This window comes from Polynucleobacter antarcticus, from assembly GCF_013307245.1.
GTDB lineage: Bacteria > Pseudomonadota > Gammaproteobacteria > Burkholderiales > Burkholderiaceae > Polynucleobacter > Polynucleobacter antarcticus.
The window spans coordinates 1,055,848-1,082,757 of the sequence record NZ_CP028941.1; the positions used below are offsets into that span (position 1 = coordinate 1,055,848).

Below are 26,910 nucleotides of genomic sequence, written 5' to 3' on the forward strand. Positions count from 1 at the left end.
TACCTGTGGTGTTAGAGAAGAGAAACCTGCCTCTCAAATCCCTCTAAATCAATGAATTAGTGATATGTACGGTATTAGGAGAGATCTTCAAATAATTGCATACCTCTCTAGGGAAGAATTACCTACGACTATAGGGGTGGAAACACTCGATTGAGCAGGGAAACCTTCCTCACAAATCCCTCTAAATAAATAGTCAATTAAATCAATGGCTTAGTGATATGTACGGTATTAGGAGTGATCTTCAAATAATTACCAACCCCCTTAGGGGGATCTACAGATAATTAGCACCCTTCTAAGGGGTCAGTGCACTCGATTGATTAAAAAAATTCAAAACTTCGTCCTACCGCAATCCCAGACAAAGAAACCATACAAAGGATCACTATGATCGACACACAAAAGAAACGCATCAGGAGGTTGACAGGCAAGATGCCCGACAAGTTCCTTAATCGATATGAAATCAAGACAACCATCATCCACAAAGCAGAAACGGATAGGCTCGCTAAGTTAATCCAGCATCCCTCTATTCAACTCGATAAGAACTCAATCTGCTCCATGAGTTTGATTCTAAGAAGGTCTCTAAACCTCCTTTACGAGTACCAGCAAACCTCTTTATGTAGTGATGAGGCTACCGAGATTGAACGCACCAAATATCTTCGTCTAGCTAAGACCGGCAACACAATTAGAGGTGGGTAATGTCTGGCATGGGTGGTTTAGTTAACACCACGCAAAAATACTATGGCACTACCTGCGTTCTCTATGGGTGCAATAGAGCAAGAAGATCTGGTCATCGCTACTGCCCCATCCATAAAAATAGACTACTTTTCCGCGGACATCCCGAGCAGGAATTAATTTCAAAAGCTACCTCGATATTTGCTATTAATGCAGTCAAGTTATTGGCTGAAGAAAATAAATCTAATCCATCTTGGGTGGAATTAATGAGTGCTATTGAAGAGCGATGGAATGGAGCGATCCTTCGTGTCAACACAGAGCTAAATAGGTGCAACGATGGCACAGCAAGAATTAGAACCTATTACAGAGGTCTTCAGATCTGCTACGACATCTTTCATAACCTAGGAATGGAGCAAGCCTTCAATGTTTACTGTAGCTGGCAGTGGCTGCAAGAAAGTGATCCTAAGTTATTCGTAAATGAGGATGCGTTCAAGCACCAAATGATTCGTAGTCTCAGAAATAAAGCTAAGTCTTTTAGAGGGCGTCACCTTCGCAGTGATGGGTCAAGCTTTGCCCACTTAGTCCCTCTCTATATGGCTGAACGGGCAGTCGTATGGGAAGTCATTACAGGCATCTTCGGAATCACAGGAATGTTGCTACACCGGCAAATTGATGCCAGAGCTGAGAGGCTCAAAACAAACAAGGAACGAATTTATGCAGCAATTAAACATATCAAGTAACACCTTAAATAGATCTCAAAGAAGACGCTCTGAAAAGAATATACAGAGACTCAGTACCAAGGGATCTCCTCGTGAGAAGCTCTCTTTAACCACCCTAAGAACTCTTCAAAATAAGATTGAGTCCTATGGCAACACTCTCTCAGATGAGCATAAGCAAGCCCTCTTAGAGGTCACTGATCTTTACTCTAGGATTGTATTTAAAGAAGTCTCAGGGAGATTCGTAGTAGCCCTAGACTGCGGACTGGGGAAGACCCTTTCAGTGGTTGCTTTAGCTTCAGCTATTCATCAACTCGGGCTTGACTCTAAGTCCATCATGATTTGCCAATCCAAGATATCGGAACTATGTCTCATGGTGGATGCTCTGCTAGAGGCTGGAGTCCCTCCTCAAAAGATTGGATTAGTCCATTCATACACTTACGCTCCAAGCTCTCCAATCCTTGATGGTGAAGTAATAAATATGGATGGCTCAGTCAGAAAGGGTTACGCAGCAAAACCTTCTAATGCAAAAGAGGACAGCACCCAGTTTCAATTCCTTTTAGTAAGTCACTCCAAGGTAAAGGGCAAGAGAGAGATCGTCAAGCACACCCAGTTCAAGGGGAAGCCAAGGACTCTCACGATTTGGGATGAATCCTTTATTTCAACTGAGGCTACCTCTATTGGACTGAGAGATCTGAAGACTGCTATTCAAGAGTTTGAGAATACCCAATTCAATAACCCTGAAGTCGATCACTACATTAGCTGGCTCAAAAGATCCTACGATCTTCTCATCAAGGAAGAGAATGCTCAAAAGCAAGGAACTCCAGTGAGTGTTCTCACCCTGCCCTACCTCTCCGATATTGAAGCAACTAAATTCGAGGGACTCTCTAAGTACAACCAGAAGGATAAGCGGTACGAATGGAGGCAGATGCTCAGAGACCTTCTCAAGATGTCTTCAGATCCCGTCAGAGTCTCTTTAGCTGGAGGTGAGGCAGTCCTCCAATTCAATGACTCTATTAGTAAGGAGCTAACTAACCTCGTAGTCTTAGATGCAAGCTATCGGATACGGGAGTTAGTAAAGGTCGATCCTACACTGACTGAGCCTAAGTTCTTTGTACATCGCCATAACCTCAAATCTTACGAGGACGTGGTTCTTCACAGAATGAACTATTACGGCTCTAGGCTATCTGCGGAGAACTCGGTGAAGTCCCCTAAAATTGCCAAGGAGATCGCCCTAGTCATCAAAGAGATCCCACTGAATGAAGCCGTTTGCCTCTTCACCTTTAAATGGACAGACAAAAGGAAATTACATCACGCACAAGTCATTAAGGATGCGTTGGAATCAGAAGGAATAAATCTTTCTAGCCAAGTCACCTTAAGAGATGGATCAGTTAAACCTCGATTCATCTTCAAGACATGGGGTCAAGAAACTGGAAGTAACAATGCCTCTTACTGTAGCCACCTCTTCATGGCTGGAGTACTACGGCAACAAGAGAATAGCTTCTTAGCTCAGCTCGTGGGACAGTCGCAAGACATCCTTAGAGATATCGACCAGTCCCTTCTCAATCAAGCGATGGTGAGCGAATTTGCTCATCTAGTTTATCAAGCTGGTCTTCGATCACAAGCAAGGATCGTCTCTAAAGGTAAAGCCCTCCCAGCCCATCTCTATCTTGTTCTTGATGAACCACGAATCGAAGAGCCTTTAAGAGAAATCATGAGAGGACTTCAAGTAGTCGAGTGGATACCTCAAGACACTTCACTAATGAAGCGAGAGGCAATCGAGGGTATTGCTAAGGTGATCCGTGATGGATTTACTCAGTTGAACTTAGGCTCACTTACGCAGATATCAGTTCGGGCTTTTAAGCAAACCTATGGTCTTACTGAGATGCCTGAGAAGACATTTCAAGTATCAAGAGATCAAGTCCTCAAGACCAATCTAGGTTGGATCTTACCGGCTGGCTCAAGGTCATTCAAGAAAGTCTTTCAAGATGAAACCTAAAGCACTGCGTAGTAATACAAGCAACCCATGCAACCAACCGAGCCACTTACGAGTGGTTTTTTTATACACAGGAAATCAAAATGAATCAAATAACTCCCGTAACAATTGCACAAACAAACGACCAAGAAATCATTGCCTCTTTAGGGTTGCTATCCAATGCCAGCGTTATCAGCCTAGGTAATGTAACCAATTCAATCCTTGAGTTCACAAGGGCTGGAATAGTTCGGCAGTCACAAGGGCGTTTCTTTTATGCCAGTTCAAATGATCCCTTGGGTCTCACTAGTAACAACCTCAAGTAATCATGCTTTTCATTTCGATATTTGCACTCATTGCTTTACTTAAATCTAAGCTTCCACACACAGAAAGAAATTAAATAATGTCACATCAATCATATGTAGTAGGTGCGGGTTCAGGCGCATCTTTAGAATCCAATCTCGCCCAGCCTATGGACTCCCGAGGTAATGCCGATCAGGGCATGAGTATCTCAGTCAACACCTCAGGTAACCAAAGCCATTCCTTCGATGGGAATACTAACCAAACCACCCGCTCAGAAGTCACCTCAATCAATGCGAATGAGGGAGCGAATGTCACTAGCTCTTCAGGTACACCCAAGTCTTTCATTAGTCGTGGCGATGATCTAGTAAATTACAAAGGAATTCCTACTCAAGCGAAGGTACTCGAGACCATGGGAGTGCTCTCTATGAACACTCAAGGTAGATACGAGTTCAACGCTGAGGCATCTCCAGAAGCCCCTAAGGAATCTCAGAGTGAACCTTCAGATGCCCACACTAGCTTTGCAATGACTGAGAGCGAGAACGCTGAGATCAATAACCTGATCCCTACCGATCTTCCACCCAATTCCTTGAGTGCAATCACTTCTCACGGCATTGCTTCAGTAATCTCTGGGGACTACTCAAGTGTGATTAATTCTCTTAGTAAATCTTCAGGGCAATCTCCAGAGCAAGCCTCAGCAACAATTGGCAAGGTCATGGAGCAATACTCTAAGGGTGCGGAGAGATACCTTGAGGGTACTGTAGGTATGAATAAAGCTGACATCCCTCAGTTCTATGAATGGGCAAAACAAAACGCCCCGAATGATTTGCGGGGTGCTGTCAATAAGATGGTCAATCAGAATCAATTTAGGGATCTAGGTAAGCTCGTGGGGCAATGGGCACAAGTAACTCCTCCCTCTGAGGAATGGCTGGAGAAGTCAGGTTACAAACTAGGCAAGAGTGCTAGTGGTGAGCGGACTATTCACATTGAAGGGTTCGGGGAGATGACAGTTAAAAGTGCTGCCCGATCTAGGTTCATCTAAGTGGTCGCTAAGAGCATCTCTGTTCATCACTTTGAGAAGGTGAAGTTCGGAGCTAAGCAAATAATCCCTGAGCCACAAGAGCATTCAACAGTAGCTGGACATAAGCTGTATCGAGATCAAGGTGGGTACTACATTCTCAGACAACAAGCAGATAGCCCAACAATCATCCGAGAGGATCTTCCTTTTCAGGTTGGCTATGCAGCATCTCTAGCTCGAGACGAATAAACAATAACAACAAAGCAGTAACGCAGTCTTTAAGTCCCTAGTAGTGAACCTTAAGCCTTACTTCAGCATCCCCGAGGGGAGACTAGCGAGACAACTTAAGGAGATCTACTGGGGACTTTTTTTCATACACAAGGAATACATGATGGAACAGCAAACCTATAAACAGAAATACATTAAGCCGAAGCTCACTGGTGGAGGTGATGCCCCCTACGGGTTGGTATGGCGAGTCTATGCAGTCTCTAAGCACCACCTAGCCCTCATCGGAGCATTGAGCCAGCATCGCAAACAGTACCCTAGCGAGATTCTAAGTAGTGCCTTGAGTTTCTACTCAGCCCACTATAAGGATGAAGTGGATGTCGCTTTTGATGAGTATGCCCAGCGATTTGATATGACAGGCAAGATGCTCCATCCCTATGAGTCTCAAAGTGCTGAGGTAACTCAATGATGAAGATGAGCGAAATAACTCCCACTTCAGTACTTCTTCATTCTCCATATACCTTATCCACACTAGACGGGAAAAATATCACTGAAGAGATGGTGATTAAAGTTCCCTGCTTCAAGGGCTACTTTCAAAGAGTGAGTGAGCTAGTAAAAGCTAAGGAGCTACATCAAATTGGGGGTACGTTCTACTTCCTTCACAGAACTCCCCTCACCCCCAGAATGCAGAGCCTCGCTATTACCGAAGATATCTCTTATGAGAAATTGGTTGAGCTGAACCTGCCCACGAGGGAGGACACTTATGCAGACCGATAGTTTTGAGGGTATTACTTTTAAATGGTACGAACCCAGACGCTCCTCTCTGAGTAGTTGTAGATTAAACCTGAGAGAGTTGCCCTCGAGATTAGCCTTCGACCTGAGCCATATGGATGTCATCAAAGAACCACGATACCAAGCAGATGCAGATAAAAGAGGCGTTACCTATTGGGTTGATTACGACTTAGCAACTCGTGAGTGCGTTACCCATAAGAGCTGGTCTCAACACATCAAGACAGGGGAAGGTTGGATGCAATATTGCTGTGCCAAAGCGAAGAAACTGGACAGGCTTGCCAACACCCACGTCCCGTTAACTGAAGAACAGATTAATGCTAACTATGAAGAGCGGAGGATGGAGCTGGAAACAATGATTTGCATACTTCAGAAGGCTCAAACTGCTCGGTCTGTAGCCACGAGAAAAGCGAATAAATTAGTTGAAGGGTTAGGGGTGAATTTAGGGGGATATTTAGGGGTAAGTAGTTGAAAAATTACAATCCTAAATAATTTCTCAGAACCATGTAACCCCTTGATTTATAAAGAAAAAACCACCCGAAGGTGGCTTTCTAATAATGCTTGGCGGAGCGGACGGGACTCGAACCCGCGACCCTCGGCGTGACAGGCCGATATTCTAACCAACTGAACTACCGCTCCAATACATCGAATGCTACTTGTGTCACTTACTACTACTTCTCACAACTAGCCAAAATTTGGCGTCCCCAGGGGGATTCGAACCCCCGTACTCACCGTGAAAGGGTGATGTCCTAGGCCTCTAGACGATGGGGACCTGGACTACTGCAATCTCAAGTGTTTGGTGGAGATAAGCGGGATCGAACCGCTGACCTCTTGCATGCCATGCAAGCGCTCTCCCAGCTGAGCTATACCCCCGTAATCCCGCAATAAAACTACAAGACACTCAAAACAATCCAAGATTTTAGCCTATTTTTGTATCCCAGAGCAAATTCCCTATAAGACAACCTTGGAGAGCCTTTGTATAGCCTCATCCTTCCCTAAAACAACTAAGACAGAATCAATGGCTGGGGTCTGGGTAGTGGCAAATAAGGCGTAACGAACCGGCATGGCTAGCGCTGGCATCTTGATCAGATGTTTTGCTAAGACCTCCTTAAATGCCGTTCCATAGGCCTCTTTACTATGCTCTGCAGTCTTAATCGCTGCAATTAGATCTACGAGCGCTGGAACAATCGCTGGAGGAATATTGGCCGCTATTTGTTCTGTACTATGGCTCGGGGCTGGCAGGTAAAAAAGTTTTGCGGCTTCTGCAATTTCAATTAAGGTATTGGCGCGATCTTTTAATAAGGTCACCACTTGAGTAAAGTCAGGGCCACTTTCTGTATCTATCCCCAGTTGGTGAGCAAATGGTTTAGTAAGGGTTGCCAATGCTGTGGGATCCGCATTTTGAATATATTGATGGTTGAGCCACAGTAACTTTTCTGGATTGTGTTGCGCTGGTGAACGACCTAAGCTCTCCAGATCAAACCAGCCGACAAACTGCTCTTTGGTGAATACTTCCGCATCACCATGAGACCATCCTAATCGAGCCAAGTAGTTCAGGATCGCTTCTGGTAAGTACCCTGCTTTTTGATAGTCACGCACACTCATAGCGCCATTGCGCTTGCTCATTTTTTCACCTAAGTCATTGAGGACTGTTGGTAAATGGGCATACACAGGCAACTGGCCACCTAAGGCTTTCATAATATTAATTTGGCGCGGGGTATTGTTGACATGATCATCACCCCGAATGACGTGGGTGATCTTCATATCCAAATCATCGACTACGACACAGAAGTTATATGTTGGCGTGCCATCTGGACGTGCAATCACCAAGTCATCTAACTCATCGTTACTAATTTCAATGGTGCCTTTGACAGCATCATTCCATATCACCGAGCCACCGATGGGATTTCTGAAGCGAATAACAGGCAATACACCCTGCGGTACAGTCGGCAGAGTCTTTCCAGGTTCAGGGCGCCAGAGTCCGTTATAACGCGGCTTTTCTTTATTCTCCATCTGCTGGTCACGAAGCTTATTGAGCTCGTCTTCACTCATATAGCAAGGGTAAGCTAAGCCTGCATCAACCATTTGCTTGACGACTTCGCGATAGCGATCAATCCGTTGCATTTGATAGATGGGGCCTTCATCTAAATCCAAGCCTAACCATGCCATACCTTCAATAATCACATCTACCGCTTCTTGGCTAGAGCGCTCCAAATCCGTATCTTCAATACGCAAGATGAAGTCACCTTGATTATGACGGGCAAAAGCCCACGGATAGAGTGCGCTGCGAAGATTGCCCAAATGGATGAAGCCCGTGGGACTAGGGGCGAAACGTGTACGTATATGCATAGGCAACATTATCTCAGGTCAAGAACGGGGCCACTCTAGATTTTGGTGGAGACCGCCACTAAATCAGAAAAAAGTGGATACTTTCAGCTATGAATGAATTACTTGTCTTTATGTGCGATGGTGCCCCAGTCCGTGGGGAGATTGTCTCGATTAGCAGTGCTTGGCAGGCAGTTTTAGAGCGCCGTAATGATCCGCCGGTTGTTAGACAGATTTTGGGTGATTTTGTTGGTGCAGCTACCCTATTAAGCGCCAGCCTTAAATTTGATGGCACTTTAATTATTCAGGCTCAAAGCAAAGGGCCGATTTCATTATTAGTGGTCGAATGCAAGTCTGACTTGACGATGCGCGCTACAGTCAAGCTGTCTGTAGAGCCAGAATCGATTGATCCCCACGCCACCCTAGCCGAACTACTGGATGCTGAAAACACAGGTAGATTAGTCATTACCCTTGACCCCGCAGATCGCGAGCCAGGGCAAGCGCCCTATCAAGGCATTGTTGCCCTTCAAGAGCATCGTGGAACCGTAATCAAACCCGTAAGAAGTGCAGCGGAAGCCATTGCCTTATATATGCAAAACTCTGAGCAGTTAGATACCCGTATTTGGTTAAGCTCAAATGAAACGCATGTGGGTGGGCTGCTATTGCAGCGCTTACCAGACTCTGGTGGGCATGCTCACTTAGATCCCCAAGTTGCGGCAGAGGGTTGGAATCGTATTCAGGCGCTAGGCGAAACCATCACTAATGAAGAGCTCTTAACACTGCCCCCAGCAACTATTTTGCGTCGTTTGTTTTTAGAAGAGTCCACCGAGAATGGAGTGCGTAGCTTTCCACCGCGCACGATTCAGTTTTCATGTCGCTGTTCGCGTACTAAGGTTGCCGATATTCTCAGAATGTTGGGCGAGCAGGAAGTGGAAAGCATCTTGGCAGAGCAAGGTGTTGTAGAGAGTGAATGTGATTTTTGTGCCAAAGCCTATCGCTTTGATGCAGTAGACTGCCGTCAAGTATTTAATACAGATTCATTAGCGGATGCTACTAGGCCGCCTCTGGGCGAACATTAACACGTTACTGACCCAGAAAAGCAGATCCCTACTGCTGAACAGCTGTTGGCTTCTCGCCATTAGGTGAGCTTTTATTAGTTTTGTCAGCTGGCAAGATTTGTACAAAGTATTCGCCGCTTTTAATCATGCCGTGTTCCACACGGGCACGTTCTTCAATAGCCCGGGTTCCCTCTTTGAGATCGGTCACATCCCCCATCAGCTTGGCATTGCGCAAACTCAACAGGCTATTTTTAGCCTGTTGGAGCTCTAACTGTTTCTCCATATCGTAAACCTTCAACCATCCACCCTTACCTAGCCAAAGCGGATACTGAATCGCTATGAGCAATAGCAGCATGGAATAAATGACAATGCGCATAATCTAGGACTGCTTTTACCCGTGTACTTTAACGCTTCAGGTTATAAAAAACAGACTTACCAGGATAGGTAGCTACGTCACCTAAACTCTCTTCAATACGCAGGAGCTGGTTGTACTTAGCAATCCGATCTGACCGAGATAATGAGCCTGTTTTAATTTGACCGGCATTCGTTCCCACTGCGATATCAGCAATAGTACTGTCTTCAGTTTCGCCAGAGCGATGGGAAATCACTGCCGTATAGTTGGCACGCTTCGCCATTTCAATTGCGGCAAAGGTTTCAGTTAAGGTACCGATCTGATTGATCTTGATCAAAATAGAGTTCGCAACCCCTTTTTCGATACCTTCTTTCAGAATACGCGTATTGGTTACAAAGAGATCATCACCAACAAGCTGGATTTTCTTACCAAACTTTTGGGTAATATCAGCCCAACCATCCCAATCACTCTCATGCATACCATCTTCAATCGACACAATCGGAAATTGATCTGCTAACTGACCGAGGTAATCTGAAAACTCACTAGAAGTCAGTTGTAAATTCTCGCCAGCAAGATGGTACTTACTATCTTTATAGAATTCAGTAGCAGCACAATCCAGTGCTAAGAGAACATCTTCTCCTGCTTGATAGCCGGCACCTTCAATCGCTTTCATGATAGTCTGCAGACACTCTTGGTTGCTCTTAAAGTTTGGAGCAAAGCCACCTTCATCACCAACAGTGGTCGGCATACCTTGGGCGCCTAAAATCTTTTTGAGCTCATGGAAAATCTCAGCACCGCAGCGCAATGCTTCACGGAAATTTTGTGCGCCAACTGGCATGATCATGAATTCTTGAATATCTAAACTATTGTTAGCATGGGCACCGCCATTGACGATATTCATCATTGGGACTGGTAATTGCATGCCACCTGAACCGCCAAAGTAGCGATACAAAGGCAAGCCTACTTCTTCAGCGGCAGCTCTCGCTACTGCCATAGAAACTGCTAAAGTCGCATTGGCACCCAGTCGTGCTTTGTTATGTGTGCCATCTAGATCATTTAGGGTGTGATCTAGAAAAGCCTGCTCAGTCGCATCCAAACCAAGAATGGTTTCAGCAATCTCTACATTAATATTTTGAACCGCCTTGAGAACGCCCTTACCTAGGTAACGCTCTTGATCACCGTCGCGCAACTCAATGGCTTCGCGTGAACCAGTCGATGCGCCTGAAGGAACTGCAGCACGACCCATCACGCCAGATTCGAGGAGCACATCGCACTCTACGGTGGGATTTCCACGGGAATCTAATATTTCTCTACCGATAATGTCAACAATGGCGCTCATGCACCTCTCCTCAATAAAAATGAATACATTAAACTATTAAACAGCTACTAAATCAGCTTGTCTGAAAGCTATCTTCTAAAAATGATCCTGGTTTTTTCACTACGGAATCAATGGCTACCAAGGACTCTAATAATTCTTTCATGCGATTCAATGGCACTGCATTCGGACCATCAGACAATGCTTTGGCTGGATCAGGATGCGTTTCCATAAAGAGTCCGCTGATGCCTACTGCCACGGCAGCACGCGCTAATACAGGCACAAACTCACGTTGACCGCCACTGGCATTGCCTTGACCGCCTGGAAGTTGGACAGAATGGGTTGCATCAAAAACCACTGGGGCATGGGCTTCTCGCAAAATGGCGAGACTGCGCATATCAGAAACTAAATTGTTATATCCAAATGAGGCGCCACGCTCACACACCATAAATTGATCTGGTAGATTTATTTCGGCAGCAGCAGCGCGTGCTTTATCAATCACGTTCAGCATTTCGTGAGGAGATAGAAATTGCCCTTTTTTGAAATTGACAGGCTTACCGCTTTGCGCACAAGCTCTAATAAAATCAGTCTGTCTGCATAAGAAAGCTGGGGTCTGCAATACATCCACTACTTTTGAGACCGGTGCTATTTCACTCGTATCATGAATATCAGTCAATACTGGTACGCCAATCTCACGCTTAACACGCGCTAGGATTTCTAAGCCCTTTTCCATTCCTAAGCCGCGGAAAGAAGTGCCAGAAGACCGATTGGCTTTATCAAATGAAGACTTATAAATAAACGGAATACCTAGAGCCAAAGTAATTTCTTTTAACTGGCCCGCAATATCTAAGGCAGATTGTTCAGACTCAATCACACAGGGTCCTGCGATCAAAAAGAAACGGTGATGTAAGCCTACATCGAAGCCACACAACTTAAATGGCTTGGCCTTTGCATCCTTATTTGAATTTACAATTGATGTCATATAACTTCCTTAGGCCGCTTGTTTCAGGCTGGCATCATGCTGCACTAATGAGGCCTTAATAAATGCGGAAAATAATGGGTGGCCATCACGCGGTGTTGAAGTAAATTCAGGATGGAACTGCACACCAAAAAACCATGGATGCATTACGCTTGGTAATTCCATCATCTCTGGCAAGGACTCGTTTGGAGTTCTCGCTGAAATAATCAAGCCGGACTTTTCTAGTCGAGGTACATAAACATTATTTACTTCGTATCGATGGCGGTGACGCTCATTTACCTCAGCACCATAAATAGTGTGCGCTAAGGTACCCTCTTTGACTGGGCAGCGCTGTGATCCCAAGCGCATGGTGCCGCCAAGATCTGAGTCATTGCTACGTTTCTCAACACGCCCTTCTCGATCGACCCATTCTGTAATCAGTGCCACAACCGGGTTTTCTGTATCGGGATCAAATTCAGTACTGTTGGCATTCTTCACATCAGCGACATGACGAGCAAATTCAATTACTGCCAATTGCATACCTAAGCAAATGCCTAAGTAAGGAATATTGTTTTCTCGGGCATAGCGAATGGCAGCAATTTTGCCCTCCGTACCGCGTTTACCAAATCCACCAGGAACTAAGATCGCATCTAGATTCTGCAAGCAATCAATGCCATCTTTTTCTAATACTTCAGAGTCGATGTAATTAATATTGACCCGCGTGTGATTATGAATTCCTGCGTGACGTAAAGCTTCGATCAAGGACTTATAGGATTCAGTCAACTCAACGTACTTGCCTACCATCCCAATCGTGACTTCATATTTAGGATTGGCTAACTCGTATACCAACTTAGCCCATACCGCTAAATCAGCAGGCTTTGCTTGAATCTCTAATTCACGGCAAATCAAATCATCCATGCCTTGGGCTTGCAGCATCTCAGGGATTTTATAAATCGTATCGACATCCCAGACAGAAATTACTGCCTCTTCACGCACATTGGAGAATAGAGAAATCTTGGCTCGTTCATCTGCCGGAATAGGACGGTCTGCGCGACACAACAGTACGGTCGGCATAATGCCGATCTCACGTAATTTTTGAACAGAGTGTTGCGTTGGTTTAGTTTTTAATTCCCCTGCACTACTGAGGTAAGGAACCAAAGTAAGGTGCACAAAGGCACAACTATGCAAAGGAAGGCGCAAGCTCATTTGGCGAGCAGCCTCTAAGAAAGGCAAAGACTCAATATCACCTACTGTTCCACCAATTTCACAAATTGCGATATCAGCTTGGCCATCATGGCTTGCCGAAGCACCGCGCTCTACAAAAGCCTGGATCTCATTAGTAATATGTGGAATGACCTGAACCGTTTTACCCAGGTATTCACCGCGACGCTCTTTACTGATCACTGACTCATAGATCTGACCAGTTGTGAAGTTGTTACTTTTACGCATCTTTGCAGACACAAAGCGCTCATAGTGTCCCAAATCGAGATCTGTTTCTGCGCCATCTTCAGTGACAAACACTTCGCCATGCTGAAGGGGGCTCATGGTACCCGGGTCAACGTTGATATAAGGATCTAATTTTAGGAGGGTGACTTTCAGGCCGCGGGATTCAAGAATCGCGGCAAGCGAGGCAGCTGCGATTCCTTTCCCAAGGGAAGAAACCACACCACCAGTGACAAAAACGTATTTGGTCATCGCTTAAGCTCTGTTGGAAAAAGTAATTATACCGATAGCCTGTCTGCGGATTTCATTTCTTTTGGATCACCGCAATTAAGGAAAACATATTTTGTTTGCCCTCAGATCTTCTAAAACTATGGATTTTCTTGATACTTTTTGCTTAATTAAGCCTAATTTGCACCTTTTTTAAGAATTTATTCATTATTTTGATCTTCAAGTCTTATATAAGACTTCCCATAACAATTACAATGAGGTAGATTAGGGTAATACACCCAGTTAGCCTTACCCACATAACGCTTACCCAATAGGAAATGCCATGCTAGAAGCTTATAACGTCCAAGTTGCTGAACGTGCAACCCTAGGAATTCCAGCGCTCCCCCTCACCAAGGATCAGACCGCTCAATTAGTCAAATTGCTTAAAAATCCTCCAGAAGGTAAGGAAGCTGAGCTGCTTGAGCTGATTACCCATCGCATTCCTGCGGGTGTGGATGAAGCTGCTAAGGTGAAAGCGGAATTTCTGGATGCGGTAGCGAAAGGTACTGAAAAATCACCTTTGATCTCGCGTATAAAAGCGACGGAGTTATTAGGAACGATGCTGGGTGGCTACAACATCAAGCCACTAGTTGAATCCTTATCAGATTCAGAATGTGCTGCTGCCGCTGCCGCTGCTCTGAAAAAGACTTTACTGATGTTTGATTACTTCCATGATGTGCAAGAACTCGCTGAAAAAGGCAATGCCCATGCGAAGGAAGTGATGCAAAGCTGGGCAAATGCAGAATGGTTTACCAGCCGCCCTGCCGTACCAGAAAGTATGAAGCTCACAGTATTTAAAGTGACTGGCGAGACTAATACCGATGATTTATCTCCAGCACCAGATGCGTGGAGTCGTCCGGATATTCCATTGCACGCCACTATCATGCTGAAAAATCCCCGCCCAGGCATCGAGCCTGATGAAGTGGGTATGCGTGGCCCCATGAAGCAGATCGAGGCTCTCCAGAAAAAAGGCCATCAGATTGCTTACGTTGGCGATGTCGTCGGTACAGGCTCATCACGTAAATCTGCCACTAACTCGGTTTTATGGTGGACTGGTCAAGATATTCCTTTTGTACCCAATAAGCGTTTTGGCGGTGTTTGTTTAGGGACCAAAATTGCACCGATCTTCTTCAACACGATGGAAGATGCCGGCGCTTTACCCATTGAGTTAGATGTATCCGACATGAATATGGGCGATGAAATTGAATTACGCCCTTATGAAGGCAAAGCATTTAAAAATGGTAAAGAAATTTCTTCCTTTACGCTTAAGTCGCCCGTCATTCTCGATGAAGTGCGTGCTGGCGGACGCATTCCATTAATTGTTGGTCGTGGCTTGACTGCTAAAGCACGTGCAGCGCTCGGCTTGCCAGCCTCTACAGAGTTCCGTATTCCAGTAAGCCCACCAGATAACAAAAAAGGCTTTACCTTGGCACAGAAGATGGTGGGTCGTGCCTGCGGATTGCCTGAGGGTCAAGGGGTTCGTCCCGGCACTTACTGCGAGCCACACATGACAACGGTTGGCTCGCAAGATACTACCGGCCCTATGACGCGTGATGAGCTCAAAGATCTCGCTTGCCTAGGCTTTTCTACTGACTTGGTGATGCAATCTTTTTGTCACACATCAGCCTATCCAAAACCGGTTGATATTCGTACGCATCATGAGCTACCGGCATTTATGACCAATCGTGGTGGAGTTGCATTACGTCCTGGTGATGGCGTGATTCATAGTTGGTTAAATCGCCTTTTATTACCAGACACGTGCGGCACTGGTGGCGATAGCCATACCCGCTTCCCTATTGGCATTTCTTTCCCTGCAGGCTCTGGTTTAGTCGCCTTTGCTGCCGCTACAGGGGTAATGCCATTAGATATGCCTGAGTCTGTATTAATTCGCTTTAAGGGCAAGATGCAACCCGGCATCACTCTGCGTGATTTGGTCAATGCTATTCCTTTGTATGCGATTAAAAAAGGACTGCTCACGGTTGCAAAACAAGGCAAGAAAAATATTTTCTCTGGTCGTATTTTAGAAATCGAAGGTTTGCCTGATCTCAAGGTTGAGCAAGCATTTGAATTGTCAGATGCATCTGCAGAGCGTTCAGCAGGTGGTTGCGCTATTCAACTCAATCAAGCGCCCATTATTGAGTACATGCGCTCCAACATCACCCTGATGAAGTGGATGATTGCCAATGGCTATGAAGATAAGCGCACTTTAGGTCGCCGCATTAAAGCTATGGAAGCCTGGATTGCTAAACCAGAGCTACTTAAAGCGGATGCCAATGCCGACTATGCCGAGATTATTGAGATTGATATTTCTGAAATCAAAGAACCTATTCTGGCCTGCCCAAATGATCCTGATGATGTGAAATTCTTATCTGAAGTTGCCGGCACCAAGATTGATGAAGTCTTTATTGGATCTTGCATGACTAATATCGGACACTTCCGCGCTGCCGGTAAGGTGCTAGAAGGTAAAACAGATATTCCAACACGCCTTTGGATTGCTCCACCTACCAAGATGGATGCAATGGTTTTGACTGAAGAAGGTTATTACGGCATTTTAGGTCGCACGGGTGCACGCATGGAAGCCCCAGGCTGTTCACTCTGCATGGGTAACCAGGCTTCAATGCGTAAAGGGGCAACAGCAGTGTCCACCTCAACCCGTAATTTCCCGAATCGTCTCGGTATTGATACCAATGTGTTCTTAGCATCAGCAGAGCTCTCTGCAGTAGCGGCACTCTTGGGACGTATTCCAACGATGCCGGAGTATCTTGCGGAGTTGGGAGCACTGAATGCAAAAGCAGACGAAGTCTATCGCTATATGAACTTTGACAAGATCAAATCATTTAGCGATGTGGCTGATACTGTGACGGTTTAACAAACTAGACTGCACGATAAAAAGGCGATCTGATGATCGCCTTTTTTCATTTATGCATCACTAGAGAGTCAAATGAATAGCTTGCTTTCTTGATGGGCGTTCTCACGATGCAATCCTGAGGCCCAGGTATTGGTAGGCAAGCCCGTTTTTTCCATAAGCACTTTGGCGCGCTTAGAAACTTCTTTCCATTCTACATTCAGTATGGGGCCTTTAAAAGCAATCGCAACCACATTGCAATCATGAGATTCTGGAAAGAGCAGTACCCTATTATCAAAAGCTTCGCAGAGATGATTAAGATTCACCTGAAAGCTTTTGTGCCGAGAAAATAAATTGACAGTCAAGACCCCAGGTGATTTTAAGATGTCGAAACAACCTTGATAAAAGTCGAGTGAACTTGCTGACGGACCATCACAGATTGCATCATAGAGATCTACTTGCACCGCATCAAATACATTTTTATATTTGCTGTTACAAACAAATGCCTTTGCATCGAGCTGGAGGGTTTCTAACCGGCGATCATCATCTGGCGTAAAGAACATAGTCCTGGCAGAGATAATTACCGAAGGATTAAGCTCAACCACAGTACTTTTTACAGCTGGACAATGCCGATGCGTAAACTTGGTTAACGCGCCGGTCCCCAATCCAAGTTGAGCCGCATGCATACCGGGCTTAGTTTCTAAGAAGAGCAACCAAGCCATCATTTGCTGGTTATATTCTAGGTAGATCTCATCCGGATCTCGCATCCGCATAGCACCCTGAATCAATTCACTTCCAAAGTGTAAATACCGAATACCACCGCTTTCAGAAAAACTGACTGGCTCCATCGCCATTTCTAATTCGGTCACTATTTATTTGGCCCAGACTCTAGCATTACGGAATAGGCGCATCCAAGGACTGGCGCCATCAGGCGTAGCTAGCCACTCCGTTGGACTCCAGCTCATTTGTGCCGTTCTAAAAACGCGCTCTGGATGCGGCATCATCACAGTAAATCGGCCATCGGGGGTAGTGACACCTGTTAATCCGCCAGGAGAGCCATTAGGATTCATAGGATAAGTTTGGGTCGGCTTGCCTTGATGATCTACAAAACGCAGCGCTGATAAACCTTGTTTCTGAAGACTATCTTGATTTCCTTGCTGGCTAAAGTTAGCAAAGCCTTCACCGTGCGCAATTGCAATCGGCAAATGACTGCCTTCCATGCCCTGAGTAAAAATCGATGGCGATGCCAATACTTCTGCCATTACTAAACGCGCCTCATACTGCTCTGATAGATTACGAGTAAATTTAGGCCATGCTTGTGCACCAGGAATAATCCCTGAAAGATTACTCATCATCTGGCAGCCATTACATACACCTAAAGCAAAGCTATCTTGGCGCATAAAAAATGCAGAAAACTGATCGCGCAATTGAGTATTAAAAAGAATGGTTTTTGCCCAGCCCTCGCCGGCACCTAATACATCACCGTAGCTAAACCCGCCACAAGCAATGAGGCCACGGAACTGGTCTAAGGAAGCTTTTCCGGAGAGCAAATCGGACATATGTACGTCGTAGCTATCAAAGCCTGCCCAGTTCATGGCATAAGCCATCTCAACATGAGAATTGACGCCCTGCTCTCTTAAAATAGCCACCTTAGGTCTTAGATTCTTGCTGATAAAAGGCGCAGCAACATCTTCAGCCGCATTAAATGTGAGTTTGGGTGTCATACCGATATCAGCTAGATCATCTAGTAGTGCAAATTCACTATCAGCGCAGTCTGGGTTATCCCGTAAGCGAGCAATTTGATAACTAGTATTGGTCCACATCTTTTGAAGTACTTCACGAGATTCTGTAAAGATTTTTTTTGCATCGCGCCAGATTTCAATATTGCCCTTGGTATTCGGTTTGGCAACGACATGACTATAGGCACTTAAATTTAGGCGGCGTAAAACGGCAAAGACAGCATCGCGATCAGATTTACGCACTTGAATCACCGCACCTAATTCTTCATTAAATAAAGCGCGTAGGGTTTGTTCATGACGACGGCCAGACACTTGATCAGCCCAATTCTTAGCATCGCCCCAATCTTGCTCTTGGCCAACATCAACAGCAATCATGTCTACGTTAATAGAAATGCCGCAATGCGAGGCAAAAGCCATCTCTGTAATACAGGCAAATAGACCGCCGTCTGAACGATCGTGATAAGCCAGTAATTGATCTGCTTTACGTAATTCAATGATGGCAGCAGCAAGAGATTTCAAGTCTTCAGGGTAATCTACGTTTGGCGCTAGCTTACCGGATTGATTTAATACTTGAGCCAAGATACTACCAGCCATACGGTTCTTACCGCGACCAAGATCAATCAAAATTAATTCAGTCTCTAAAGATGCGCCTGTGGCATCTTTTAGTACTAGGAGGGGCGTTGATGTTTTACGTATATCTTGTACAGATGCAAAAGCAGAAATAATGAGGGAGACGGGTGAAACGACCTTCTTCGCTTGATCACCATCTTGCCACGCAGTTGCCATCGATAAAGAATCTTTACCCACCGGAATAGAAATACCCAGCGCAGGACATAAATCCATGCCAATGGCTTGTACTGAGTCATACAATTTTGCATCTTCACCTGGACTACCGCAAGCCGCCATCCAGTTAGCAGAAAGTTTGACGTCCTCAAGACCGCGAATATCCGCCGCTAACAAGTTGGTAATTGCCTCACCAACTGCCATACGGGCTGCAGCTGCCGCATCCATGACGGCTATTGGAGTACGCTCACCCATCGACATTGCTTCACCGCGATAGCCTTTGTAATCCATCATCGTGACCGCGCAATCTGCTACGGGAACTTGCCATGGGCCCACGAAAGGATCACGGGCATTCAGTCCACCAACAGTTCTATCGCCAATGGTAATTAAGAAGGACTTACTCGCAACGGTAGGTTGCTGCAAAACCCAGGCAATACATTGAGCAAGGTCTGCATCCGTGACATTAAGCTCTTCAAAATGTTGCGCTACACGCTTTACATCGCGATGCATTCGTGGAGGCTTGCCAAGAAGCACTTCCATGGGAATATCGATGGGCATAGCAGCATCAGTACCAGCAACTTGCTTGCTATCACTCAACTGCAATTGACGCTCAACAGTTGCATGACCTACTAACGCTACAGGACAGCGCTCACGATCACAGAGTGATTTAAATAGGTCCAAATCTTGGGCATCAATCGCTAGGACATAGCGCTCTTGTGATTCATTGCACCAGATTTCAGCGGGGCTCATGCCACTCTCTTCCAGAGGCACATCCCATAATCTAAATTGTGCACCCAATCCCGCCCCATCGGCTAGTTCAGGAAATGCATTAGAAATTCCGCCAGCACCCACATCATGAATAGAAACAATGGGATTATGTTCACCCATGGCGCGACAAGCATTAATTACTTCTTGCGCACGACGTTCCATCTCGGGATTACCCCGCTGCACAGAGTCAAAGTCTAAGTCAGCAGTATTGGTACCTGTTGCTACCGAGCTACCAGTAGCGCCGCCCATACCGATACGCATGCCAGGGCCACCTAGTTGAATAAATAAATGCCCAGCTTTAATTTCTTTCTTAGCCGTGTGAATAGAATCAATACTGCCAATACCGCCCGCAATCATGATCGGCTTGTGATAGCCACGACGAACCCCTTCTAGGGTTTGTTCGAAGACCCGGAAATAACCGCCCAGTATTGGACGCCCGAATTCATTATTAAAGGCAGCGCCACCTAGTGGACCGTCGATCATAATTTGTAATGGGGTTGCTATCCGATCTGGCTTACCGTAAATCTCTGCTTCCCAAGGAAGGCTAGTTCCGGGAATATGTAAATTAGATACTGAGAAACCCGTCAGGCCAGCTTTAGGGCGACCACCAATACCCGTGGCACCCTCATCTCGAATCTCACCACCAGCGCCAGTAGAAGCCCCAGGAAATGGCGCGATGGCTGTTGGGTGATTGTGAGTCTCCACCTTCATTAAGGTGTGAACAAGGCGGGTATCTTTTTGATAGTGATGATCTTTCCCTTGGGGGGACCAAGTCTCTGATTCACAGCCGACCATCACTGCTGAGTTATCGGAGTAGGCAACAATCGTCCCCTCAGGATGTAATTGATGCGTATTACGAATCATCGCAAATAATGATTTCTCCTGATCATCCCCGTCTATTGTCCAAGTGGAATTAAAGATCTTGTGTCGGCAATGCTCACTATTGGCCTGGGCAAACATAATCAGCTCAACATCACTGGGGTTACGCTCTAAGCGGGTGAAGTTGTCGGCGAGATATACCACTTCATCATCAGACAAAGCAAGGCCCAATTCTTGATTCGCGCGATCTAATGCTGCCCTGCCTTCGGAGAGAACAGGAATGCGAGTAAAGGGACGGTCTGGCAAAGTTTGATAGAGAACGCTCGCCTCATCAGGATGGGTAATCACCACTTCAGTCATGCGGTCATGCAATGCATCTAATACACATTGAGCCTGCTCTGGGCTGAGCAATTGTTTACTCTGCCAAGTGTATTGAATGCCACGCTCAATACGCAACACCTTTAAGCCGCACTGGCGAGCAATATCAGTAGCTTTACTTGCCCAAGGTGAAACAGTACCGAAACGGGGAATGCTGATTGCAGATTGCTGGCTAGGTGCTTTAGTTAGAAATGAACCGCCCGATTTCAATTGTGAATGAAAGGGCTGGCCATAAGTCAGCAAACTTTCGAGAACCTCGGTGTCCATAGGATTTAGCGCAGGCTCAGACCAAATAAAATGGAGATATTGAGCCTCAATGGACTCAAGTGAAATACCCTGGGCTGCTAGCGAGGCTAAAAGTCGCTGTTGGCGAAAGGCTGAAAGGGCATTGGCCCCGGACAAGCAACAGAATGAAGACATCCTTAGATTATAAGGTTTTGATCACACCAGTCGGCCGCCCTGAAGACTCAATTGCCGTCCACACCGAGCAGCTAAGGCGGGATCATGAGTCACCAGAATTAGGGTTGAAGAATTCTCCCGATTTAACTCAAAAAGCAGCTCGATTACCCGCTCTCCACTGGCTTCGTCTAGACTGCCTGTAGGCTCATCTGCAAATAAAATTGCGGGTTTATTGATAAAAGCGCGGGCTAAGGCAACACGCTGTTGCTCTCCTCCCGAAAGTGTTTTCGGGAAATGGTTCAGTCTGTCACCTAGGCCTACCTTTTCAAGCCAAGTTTTAGCTGCTAACCTCGCCTCAGATTGACCCACCCCAACAAGCTCGAGGGGTAACATCACATTTTCAATAGCATTGAGATGGGGTAACAACTGAAAGGACTGAAAAACAAAGCCGACATGCTTACCCCTTAACTGGGCTCGACCATCTTCATCTAGACTATTCAGGTTTGTCTCCATTAAGCTAATCTGACCACTAGAAGGAAGATCTAGGCCAGCCAATAAGCTCAGTAAGGTGCTTTTGCCTGATCCTGATGCACCTACGATTGCTACACTTTCTCCTTGAGCAATTTCAAAGCTAATGTCGTGCAAAATAGTGAGCTCACCATCAGCCGTTTTAACCAGCTTAGAGAGCTGGTCGGCAATAATGGATACCAGTGGTTTAGTCATATAAAAGATTACTTATCAATTTAATCATGCGGGCAAAATTGTTTATTTACAAATTTGGGTTAATAGGCTTATTTTGCCTGTTTATTGCCAACCATTCACTGGCACAAACAAATCCTGTCATTTTAGTTTTAGGGGATAGCCTATCTGCTGAGTATGGTATTCCGCGTGGCACTGGATGGGTCACTTTATTAGAAAAGCAATTGGTACGAGATGCGAGCCCATGGACTGTTTTCAATGCCAGCATTAGTGGTGAAACGAGCTCAGGTGGTCTCTCCCGTCTTCCAGCCTTACTGACTCAAAAAAAGCCCGGCTTGGTAATGATTGAGCTGGGCGCCAATGATGCCTTACGTGGTTTACCCATTTCAGAAACAGAAGCAAATCTTCGCAAGATGATTCAGATGAGTAAAAAAACGGGGGCTCAGGTTTTACTCTTTGGTATGCAAATACCGCCCAACTATGGTCAGACGTACACGGGTAAGTTCAAGGCTCTTTTTGCTAGCTTGGCAAGAGAGGAAAAGATTGAGTTGGTCCCATTTTTTCTCGAGAACGTAGCCTCAAAACCAGAATTGTTTCAAGCGGATCGATTGCATCCTAATGTGGAAGCACAAAGTGTGCTCTTCAAAAACGTATGGGGCTCCATGGCCCCATATCGCAACTTACTCCAACAGACTCCGAAATAAGTTAGCTACCTGCCCCGCTTGTATTAGCTGCCTTTAAGGGATTAATCATTTTCACGCTAGCATTATTGCGCCAGTACCCCATAAAGCCAGCAAACTCAGATTGTGCCGCCAAGGCCTGAATCTGCTGAGCCTGCGCTTTGTAAGCCTTAGCATCGCTCGAACTAGGTTGGCGAATCTGATCAATGCGGTAAAGCGTAGTGCCCACTCCCGGGTTAGATACAGAGACAACTGATGGCAATTTATCTGGATTTACAGACATCACTTCATCCATAGAGGGGCCTGCAAGATTACCGGGCTTGCTACGTGAAATCCAAATAGGGCTAGCAAACCCAGCAGCATTCTTAGGATCTTTGTCTAAGGCAAGCAACTTCTCGCTAGCCGCTGTTGTAGCCAGTTTTTCTGCAGCGCGTTGACTGACCTGGCGTTTAACTTCAGAAGATACTTCGCTTAAAGGGAGGATTTGAGCTGGATGCAATGTCACTACCCGTGCTGAAACAAAAACGCCTGGTGAAATTTGTACAGCCTCAGTATTACGCTTGTTCTTTGAGGCCTCATCACCATATAGTGATTGAATGACTTTAGGATTAGCAAGTGGATGGTCTCTAGATACACCAGGAGCACCCCCACGAGTTACGCCTTTTTGATTCTGGATACTGAGCTTCAACTTATCAGCGGCAGGCTTCAAGCTATCGGACTGGTCATAGGTAATGTTAGCGAACTGATCCGCCTTTTCACTAAAGGATTTGGAATCCTCTTTGGGATCTGCCCTCAGAACAATGTACTCGACATCCATGAATTCAGGACGCTCAAATAATCTGCTGTTAGCGTCATAAAAAGCTTTCAGGTCTTCAGCGCTAGGGTTCACTTTTCCAAGATAGTCTTTTGCATTGAACTGCAAGATCTGTACTTGTCTCTCGGTATCGTACAAGGTAGAAATGATCTCAGACAACTTCGGATTAGCGAGCTCTGTTCGCGCAACAGAATTAACGAGTTGCTGTATTTTTAAATCAAAACTTTGACCTGCATAAAACTGCTCTTCATTCATGCCATTACTAGCAAGCAACTGCTTAAAGCGCGCGTCATCAAAGCTACCATCTTGACGATACAAAGAACGAATCTGCGGAATCTTTTGTAAGCTGTTGACTAGCTCTTGCTTGCCTACTTGCAAGCGGAGGTCGCTTACTGCAACCCCTAAGATGCGTTGTTGTAAAAGTTCATTAAGGATAGCCTGACGAAAAGGCAGACTTTGGGCAATTTGGGTATTACCACCCACACGTTCAGCCTGACGTTTTGCAGCAGTATCTACTTCTTGCGCAGTAATGGGCTTGCCGTCTACCTTGACGACATCGGTCTCTTTATCAAAAAATTCGGAATAACTCGATATTCCAAAAAAAGCAAAAGAAGGAACAATAAATAGCAATAAGATAAATTGCAGTATTTTTTGGTTCTTGCGTACGGAATCAAACATAAGTTAATCGCTAGGAAGTAGAGTCAATAGAGAAAGTGTACAAGGCAGAGAGTCTAGGGGAAACTAGAAAGCCTATAAAGAAATATCCATAGATTGGGAAACTGGTGGGCGCTGACGGGATCGAACCGCCGACATTCTGCGTGTAAGGCAGACGCTCTACCATCTGAGCTAAGCGCCCCAATTTAGTACAGACGAGATTGTAACCTAGAGCGGTGGGGAAGCAGGGTTTCTTGAGCAAAAGTAGACAAAAATAGCTTATCTATTTGACCAGAAAACCCTCCAACATCAATGCTTGAGAGCCTCACCAGAAGAGCGCTGTTCAACGGCTTTACTTGCTTCAGCCGCCTTCTTAGCAAGCTCTTCGGGCGTTGGATCTGGCAAAGCCTCCGGTTTACGCTCTAAAGCAAGTTCAAGCACTTTATCAATCCAACGGACAGGAACAATTTCAACAGCATTCTTCACGTTATCGGGAATATCAATCAGGTCCTTGACGTTTTCTTCTGGAATCAACACAAGCTTAATGCCACCACGATGTGCCGCCAATAACTTCTCTTTCAGGCCACCAATCGGCAAGACTTCGCCGCGTAATGTAATCTCGCCAGTCATAGCCACATCAGAGCGAATAGGAATACCAGTAAACACAGAGACTAAGGCAGTTGTAATGGCAATACCCGCAGATGGTCCATCTTTAGGCGTTGCACCATCCGGGAAGTGAATATGAATATCCTTCTTCTCAAATGCCTCATCAGCGATGCCCAGCGCTCTTGCCCTTGAACGTACAACCGTTTTAGCAGCCTCAACGGATTCTTTCATGACGTCGCCAATCGAGCCAGTACGAGTAATCACTCCTTTACCTGGCATCACAGCGGCCTCAATCGTCAAAAGATCACCACCCACTTCGGTCCATGCTAAGCCTGTTACCTGACCAACTTGATTCTCTTTCGCTGCAAGGCCAAAGTCAAACATCCGAACGGATAAGAATTTCTCAAGATTATCAGCATCAACAGTAATCGGTGCCGCTTCTTTCTTCAGGAGCAGTAGCTTTACTACCTTACGACAAATCTTACTAATTTCACGCTCTAGGGAACGAACACCTGCTTCGCGCGTGTAATAACGAATGATGCCGCGTACCGCACTCTCTTCAATCTTTAACTCATCTTTCTTTAAGCCATTATTTTTAATCTGCTTAGGAATTAAATAATTCATGGCAATACTAGTCTTCTCATCTTCTGTATAACCAGCAAGACGAATAATTTCCAATCGATCTAACAATGGACCAGGAATATTCAAAGAGTTTGAGGTGGCCACAAACATCACATCCGAAAGATCAAAGTCCACTTCAACATAGTGATCTTGGAAAGTATGATTTTGCTCTGGATCAAGCACTTCTAAAAGTGCACTGGCTGGATCACCCCGGAAATCCATACCCATCTTGTCGACTTCGTCTAAGAGAAATAAAGGATTGCGTACGCCAACTTTAGTCAGGCTTGCCAAAATTTTGCCTGGCATCGACCCAATATAGGTACGACGATGCCCCCGAATTTCAGATTCATCACGCACACCACCTAAGGCCATGCGTACAAACTTACGATTGGTAGCACGAGCAATAGATTGTCCAAGCGAAGTCTTACCAACACCGGGAGGGCCTACCAAACAAAGAATTGGTGCCTTGACACGATCAACGCGTTGTTGAACAGCAAGATATTCCAAAATACGTTCTTTAACTTTATCCAGCCCGTAATGATCCTCATCCAATACTTTTTCTGCATTGGTTAAATCATTATTGATCTTGGTTTTTTTCTTCCAAGGAAGATTCACTAAGGTATCGATAAAGTTCCGAATCACTGTTGCCTCTGCAGACATCGGCGACATCAGTTTTAGCTTCTTGAGCTCAGACTCCGCCTTCTTTAAAGCCTCTTTTGGCATGCGAGCAGCTTTAATGCGCTTCTCGAGTTCCTCAAGATCAGCACCCTCTTCGCCCTCGCCTAACTCTTTTTGAATTGCTTTAACTTGCTCATTCAAATAGTATTCACGCTGACTCTTTTCCATCTGACGCTTTACACGCCCACGAATACGCTTTTCTACTTGCAGGATATCGATTTCACTTTCGAGGTCAGCCAGCAAACTTTCTAAACGCTTAACTACATCCATCATTTCAAGCAAACGCTGCTTTTGCTCTAACTTCACAGGCAAGTGAGCACAAATCGTATCGGCTAAACGGCTTGGATCATCAATGCCCCCTAATGAGGAAAGAATTTCTTGCGGGACTTTCTTATTGAGTTTGACGTACTGATCAAACTGGGCCATGATCGCGCGGCGCAAGGCTTCGGTTTCATGCGCATCTAATACAGTTTGAATGCTTGGTGTGGCTTCACAGGCAAAGAAGCCTTGGCTATCTTCAACCTTACTCACTAAAGCGCGCTGTACACCTTCTACCAGAACCTTAACAGTGCCATCAGGGAGTTTGAGCATTTGAAGAATATTGGCAATGCAGCCAACGTCATAGAGATCCTCAACCCCAGGCTCGTCCTTAGCGGCAGTCTTTTGAGCTACCAATAAAACATTTTTGCCAGCTTCCATAGCCGCTTCGAGGGCTTTAATGGATTTAGGGCGACCCACAAACAACGGGATCACCATATGCGGAAACACCACGACATCCCTTAAAGGGAGCAGTGGTAGTTGGATAGGTTCAGAGGGTAGTAATAAGTGGCCAGGCATAGGGCAAAACCTCCAAAATAGTCATTCCGTAAAAATCTCTAAAAATGCCGCACCACTAGATACGGACACTATAAGGATTAGGATACTACCTATGTGGGTATCACTCAGCGAAAAACAAGGGGGAAAAGTAGCAAAAGTGAGTGAAAAACGACTAAAAACAGTCGAAAAAGTGAAAAATTTAAG

The 26,910-nt window shown here is 45.5% G+C and carries 21 protein-coding genes and 4 tRNA genes; 11 read left to right on the forward strand and 14 right to left on the reverse strand.

Features of this window, described 5'->3' with window-relative positions:
* Positions 1 to 381 precede the first annotated feature (381 nt).
* From DCO16_RS05555 to DCO16_RS05590, 8 genes are all read left to right on the forward strand, one after another.
* Positions 382 to 693, forward strand: coding sequence for a hypothetical protein (locus DCO16_RS05555; protein WP_173942740.1), 312 nt, complete (start codon positions 382 to 384; stop codon positions 691 to 693).
* The gene (locus DCO16_RS05560; RefSeq protein WP_173942741.1) at positions 693 to 1,409 is read left to right on the forward strand and encodes a hypothetical protein; all 717 of its coding nucleotides are present in this window, start codon (positions 693 to 695) and stop codon (positions 1,407 to 1,409) included. Before DCO16_RS05555 ends, DCO16_RS05560 begins: the two co-directional genes overlap by 1 nt.
* Positions 1,384 to 3,384 (forward strand): hypothetical protein, encoded by a 2,001-nt coding sequence (locus DCO16_RS05565; protein WP_173942742.1) that lies wholly within the window; start codon positions 1,384 to 1,386, stop codon positions 3,382 to 3,384. The genes DCO16_RS05560 and DCO16_RS05565 overlap by 26 nt, the downstream gene beginning before the upstream one ends.
* Before the next feature lie 80 nt (positions 3,385 to 3,464).
* Positions 3,465 to 3,683, forward strand: a complete 219-nt coding sequence (locus DCO16_RS05570) for a hypothetical protein (protein WP_173942743.1) — start codon at positions 3,465 to 3,467, stop codon at positions 3,681 to 3,683.
* 77 nt (positions 3,684 to 3,760) lie between these two features.
* Positions 3,761 to 4,699: a hypothetical protein gene (locus DCO16_RS05575; RefSeq protein WP_173942744.1), complete on the forward strand. Its 939-nt coding sequence runs from the start codon at positions 3,761 to 3,763 to the stop codon at positions 4,697 to 4,699.
* A complete protein-coding gene (locus DCO16_RS05580; RefSeq protein ID WP_173942745.1) occupies positions 4,700 to 4,924 on the forward strand; it encodes a hypothetical protein in 225 nt (74 codons plus the stop codon).
* Between the two features lie 139 nt (positions 4,925 to 5,063).
* Complete coding sequence (locus DCO16_RS05585; protein WP_173942746.1) at positions 5,064 to 5,369, forward strand: hypothetical protein; 306 nt, start codon at positions 5,064 to 5,066, stop codon at positions 5,367 to 5,369.
* A 417-nt stretch (positions 5,370 to 5,786) separates the two neighbouring features.
* Positions 5,787 to 6,161, forward strand: a complete 375-nt coding sequence (locus DCO16_RS05590) for a hypothetical protein (RefSeq protein ID WP_173942747.1) — start codon at positions 5,787 to 5,789, stop codon at positions 6,159 to 6,161.
* 90 nt (positions 6,162 to 6,251) lie between these two features.
* Here the strand turns inward: DCO16_RS05590 and DCO16_RS05595 are convergent.
* From DCO16_RS05595 to gltX, 4 genes are all read right to left on the reverse strand, one after another.
* Positions 6,252 to 6,328, reverse strand: a tRNA-Asp gene (locus DCO16_RS05595).
* 57 nt (positions 6,329 to 6,385) lie between these two features.
* Positions 6,386 to 6,461: transfer RNA gene (locus tag DCO16_RS05600), tRNA-Glu, on the reverse strand.
* Positions 6,462 to 6,486: 25 nt separating this feature from the next.
* A tRNA-Ala gene (locus tag DCO16_RS05605) sits at positions 6,487 to 6,562 on the reverse strand.
* A gap of 78 nt (positions 6,563 to 6,640) precedes the next feature.
* Positions 6,641 to 8,047: a glutamate--tRNA ligase gene (gene gltX / locus DCO16_RS05610; protein ID WP_415836161.1), complete on the reverse strand. Its 1,407-nt coding sequence runs from the start codon at positions 8,045 to 8,047 to the stop codon at positions 6,641 to 6,643.
* An 80-nt stretch (positions 8,048 to 8,127) separates the two neighbouring features.
* Here gltX and hslO point away from each other — a divergent pair, with 80 nt between their 5' ends.
* Positions 8,128 to 9,093 carry an Hsp33 family molecular chaperone HslO gene (hslO, locus tag DCO16_RS05615; RefSeq protein ID WP_173942748.1) on the forward strand — a complete coding sequence of 322 codons (966 nt, stop codon included), beginning with the start codon at positions 8,128 to 8,130 and terminating at the stop codon, positions 9,091 to 9,093.
* A gap of 28 nt (positions 9,094 to 9,121) precedes the next feature.
* Here hslO and ftsB read toward each other — a convergent pair whose 3' ends face one another.
* Genes ftsB through pyrG form a run of 4 tightly spaced genes read right to left on the reverse strand, consistent with a single transcriptional unit; the run spans position 9,122 to position 13,392 of the window.
* Entirely contained in the window at positions 9,122 to 9,448 is a 327-nt protein-coding gene (gene ftsB / locus DCO16_RS05620; protein WP_173942749.1) for a cell division protein FtsB, read from the reverse strand.
* 28 nt (positions 9,449 to 9,476) lie between these two features.
* A complete protein-coding gene (gene eno, locus DCO16_RS05625) occupies positions 9,477 to 10,763 on the reverse strand; it encodes a phosphopyruvate hydratase (RefSeq protein WP_173942750.1) in 1,287 nt (428 codons plus the stop codon).
* Positions 10,764 to 10,815: 52 nt separating this feature from the next.
* Complete coding sequence (kdsA, locus tag DCO16_RS05630) at positions 10,816 to 11,721, reverse strand: 3-deoxy-8-phosphooctulonate synthase (protein WP_173942751.1); 906 nt, start codon at positions 11,719 to 11,721, stop codon at positions 10,816 to 10,818.
* 9 nt (positions 11,722 to 11,730) lie between these two features.
* Positions 11,731 to 13,392 (reverse strand): CTP synthase, encoded by a 1,662-nt coding sequence (gene pyrG / locus DCO16_RS05635; protein ID WP_173942752.1) that lies wholly within the window; start codon positions 13,390 to 13,392, stop codon positions 11,731 to 11,733.
* Between the two features lie 298 nt (positions 13,393 to 13,690).
* Between pyrG and acnB the strand changes: the two genes are divergently transcribed.
* Positions 13,691 to 16,276: a bifunctional aconitate hydratase 2/2-methylisocitrate dehydratase gene (gene acnB, locus DCO16_RS05640; RefSeq protein ID WP_173942753.1), complete on the forward strand. Its 2,586-nt coding sequence runs from the start codon at positions 13,691 to 13,693 to the stop codon at positions 16,274 to 16,276.
* 68 nt (positions 16,277 to 16,344) lie between these two features.
* Here acnB and DCO16_RS05645 read toward each other — a convergent pair whose 3' ends face one another.
* Genes DCO16_RS05645 through DCO16_RS05655 form a run of 3 tightly spaced genes read right to left on the reverse strand, consistent with a single transcriptional unit; the run spans position 16,345 to position 21,861 of the window.
* Positions 16,345 to 17,121 (reverse strand): spermine/spermidine synthase domain-containing protein, encoded by a 777-nt coding sequence (locus DCO16_RS05645; protein ID WP_254598112.1) that lies wholly within the window; start codon positions 17,119 to 17,121, stop codon positions 16,345 to 16,347.
* A 3-nt stretch (positions 17,122 to 17,124) separates the two neighbouring features.
* Positions 17,125 to 21,159, reverse strand: a complete 4,035-nt coding sequence (purL, locus tag DCO16_RS05650) for a phosphoribosylformylglycinamidine synthase (RefSeq protein WP_173942754.1) — start codon at positions 21,157 to 21,159, stop codon at positions 17,125 to 17,127.
* A gap of 21 nt (positions 21,160 to 21,180) precedes the next feature.
* The gene (locus DCO16_RS05655) at positions 21,181 to 21,861 is read right to left on the reverse strand and encodes an ABC transporter ATP-binding protein (protein WP_173942755.1); all 681 of its coding nucleotides are present in this window, start codon (positions 21,859 to 21,861) and stop codon (positions 21,181 to 21,183) included.
* Positions 21,862 to 21,899: 38 nt separating this feature from the next.
* Between DCO16_RS05655 and DCO16_RS05660 the strand changes: the two genes are divergently transcribed.
* Entirely contained in the window at positions 21,900 to 22,541 is a 642-nt protein-coding gene (locus DCO16_RS05660) for an arylesterase (RefSeq protein ID WP_437342852.1), read from the forward strand.
* Between the two features lies 1 nt (position 22,542).
* Here DCO16_RS05660 and DCO16_RS05665 read toward each other — a convergent pair whose 3' ends face one another.
* From DCO16_RS05665 to lon, 3 genes are all read right to left on the reverse strand, one after another.
* A complete protein-coding gene (locus tag DCO16_RS05665) occupies positions 22,543 to 24,009 on the reverse strand; it encodes a peptidylprolyl isomerase (protein WP_173942757.1) in 1,467 nt (488 codons plus the stop codon).
* A 102-nt stretch (positions 24,010 to 24,111) separates the two neighbouring features.
* Positions 24,112 to 24,187: transfer RNA gene (locus DCO16_RS05670), tRNA-Val, on the reverse strand.
* Between the two features lie 107 nt (positions 24,188 to 24,294).
* Entirely contained in the window at positions 24,295 to 26,727 is a 2,433-nt protein-coding gene (gene lon / locus DCO16_RS05675) for an endopeptidase La (protein WP_173942758.1), read from the reverse strand.
* Positions 26,728 to 26,910: the final 183 nt, after the last annotated feature.

Coding starts and splice junctions, on each gene's coding strand:
- DCO16_RS05555 (WP_173942740.1), top strand. CDS start 382: ATGATCGACACACAAAAGAAACGCATCAGGAGGTTGACAGGCAAGATG.
- DCO16_RS05560 (WP_173942741.1), top strand. CDS start 693: ATGTCTGGCATGGGTGGTTTAGTTAACACCACGCAAAAATACTATGGC.
- DCO16_RS05565 (WP_173942742.1), top strand. CDS start 1,384: ATGCAGCAATTAAACATATCAAGTAACACCTTAAATAGATCTCAAAGA.
- DCO16_RS05570 (WP_173942743.1), top strand. CDS start 3,465: ATGAATCAAATAACTCCCGTAACAATTGCACAAACAAACGACCAAGAA.
- DCO16_RS05575 (WP_173942744.1), top strand. CDS start 3,761: ATGTCACATCAATCATATGTAGTAGGTGCGGGTTCAGGCGCATCTTTA.
- DCO16_RS05585 (WP_173942746.1), top strand. CDS start 5,064: ATGATGGAACAGCAAACCTATAAACAGAAATACATTAAGCCGAAGCTC.
- DCO16_RS05590 (WP_173942747.1), top strand. CDS start 5,787: ATGGATGTCATCAAAGAACCACGATACCAAGCAGATGCAGATAAAAGA.
- gltX (WP_415836161.1), bottom strand. CDS start 8,047: ATGTTGCCTATGCATATACGTACACGTTTCGCCCCTAGTCCCACGGGC.
- hslO (WP_173942748.1), top strand. CDS start 8,128: ATGAATGAATTACTTGTCTTTATGTGCGATGGTGCCCCAGTCCGTGGG.
- ftsB (WP_173942749.1), bottom strand. CDS start 9,448: ATGCGCATTGTCATTTATTCCATGCTGCTATTGCTCATAGCGATTCAG.
- eno (WP_173942750.1), bottom strand. CDS start 10,763: ATGAGCGCCATTGTTGACATTATCGGTAGAGAAATATTAGATTCCCGT.
- kdsA (WP_173942751.1), bottom strand. CDS start 11,721: ATGACATCAATTGTAAATTCAAATAAGGATGCAAAGGCCAAGCCATTT.
- pyrG (WP_173942752.1), bottom strand. CDS start 13,392: ATGACCAAATACGTTTTTGTCACTGGTGGTGTGGTTTCTTCCCTTGGG.
- acnB (WP_173942753.1), top strand. CDS start 13,691: ATGCTAGAAGCTTATAACGTCCAAGTTGCTGAACGTGCAACCCTAGGA.
- purL (WP_173942754.1), bottom strand. CDS start 21,159: ATGTCTTCATTCTGTTGCTTGTCCGGGGCCAATGCCCTTTCAGCCTTT.
- DCO16_RS05655 (WP_173942755.1), bottom strand. CDS start 21,861: ATGACTAAACCACTGGTATCCATTATTGCCGACCAGCTCTCTAAGCTG.
- DCO16_RS05665 (WP_173942757.1), bottom strand. CDS start 24,009: ATGTTTGATTCCGTACGCAAGAACCAAAAAATACTGCAATTTATCTTA.
- lon (WP_173942758.1), bottom strand. CDS start 26,727: ATGCCTGGCCACTTATTACTACCCTCTGAACCTATCCAACTACCACTG.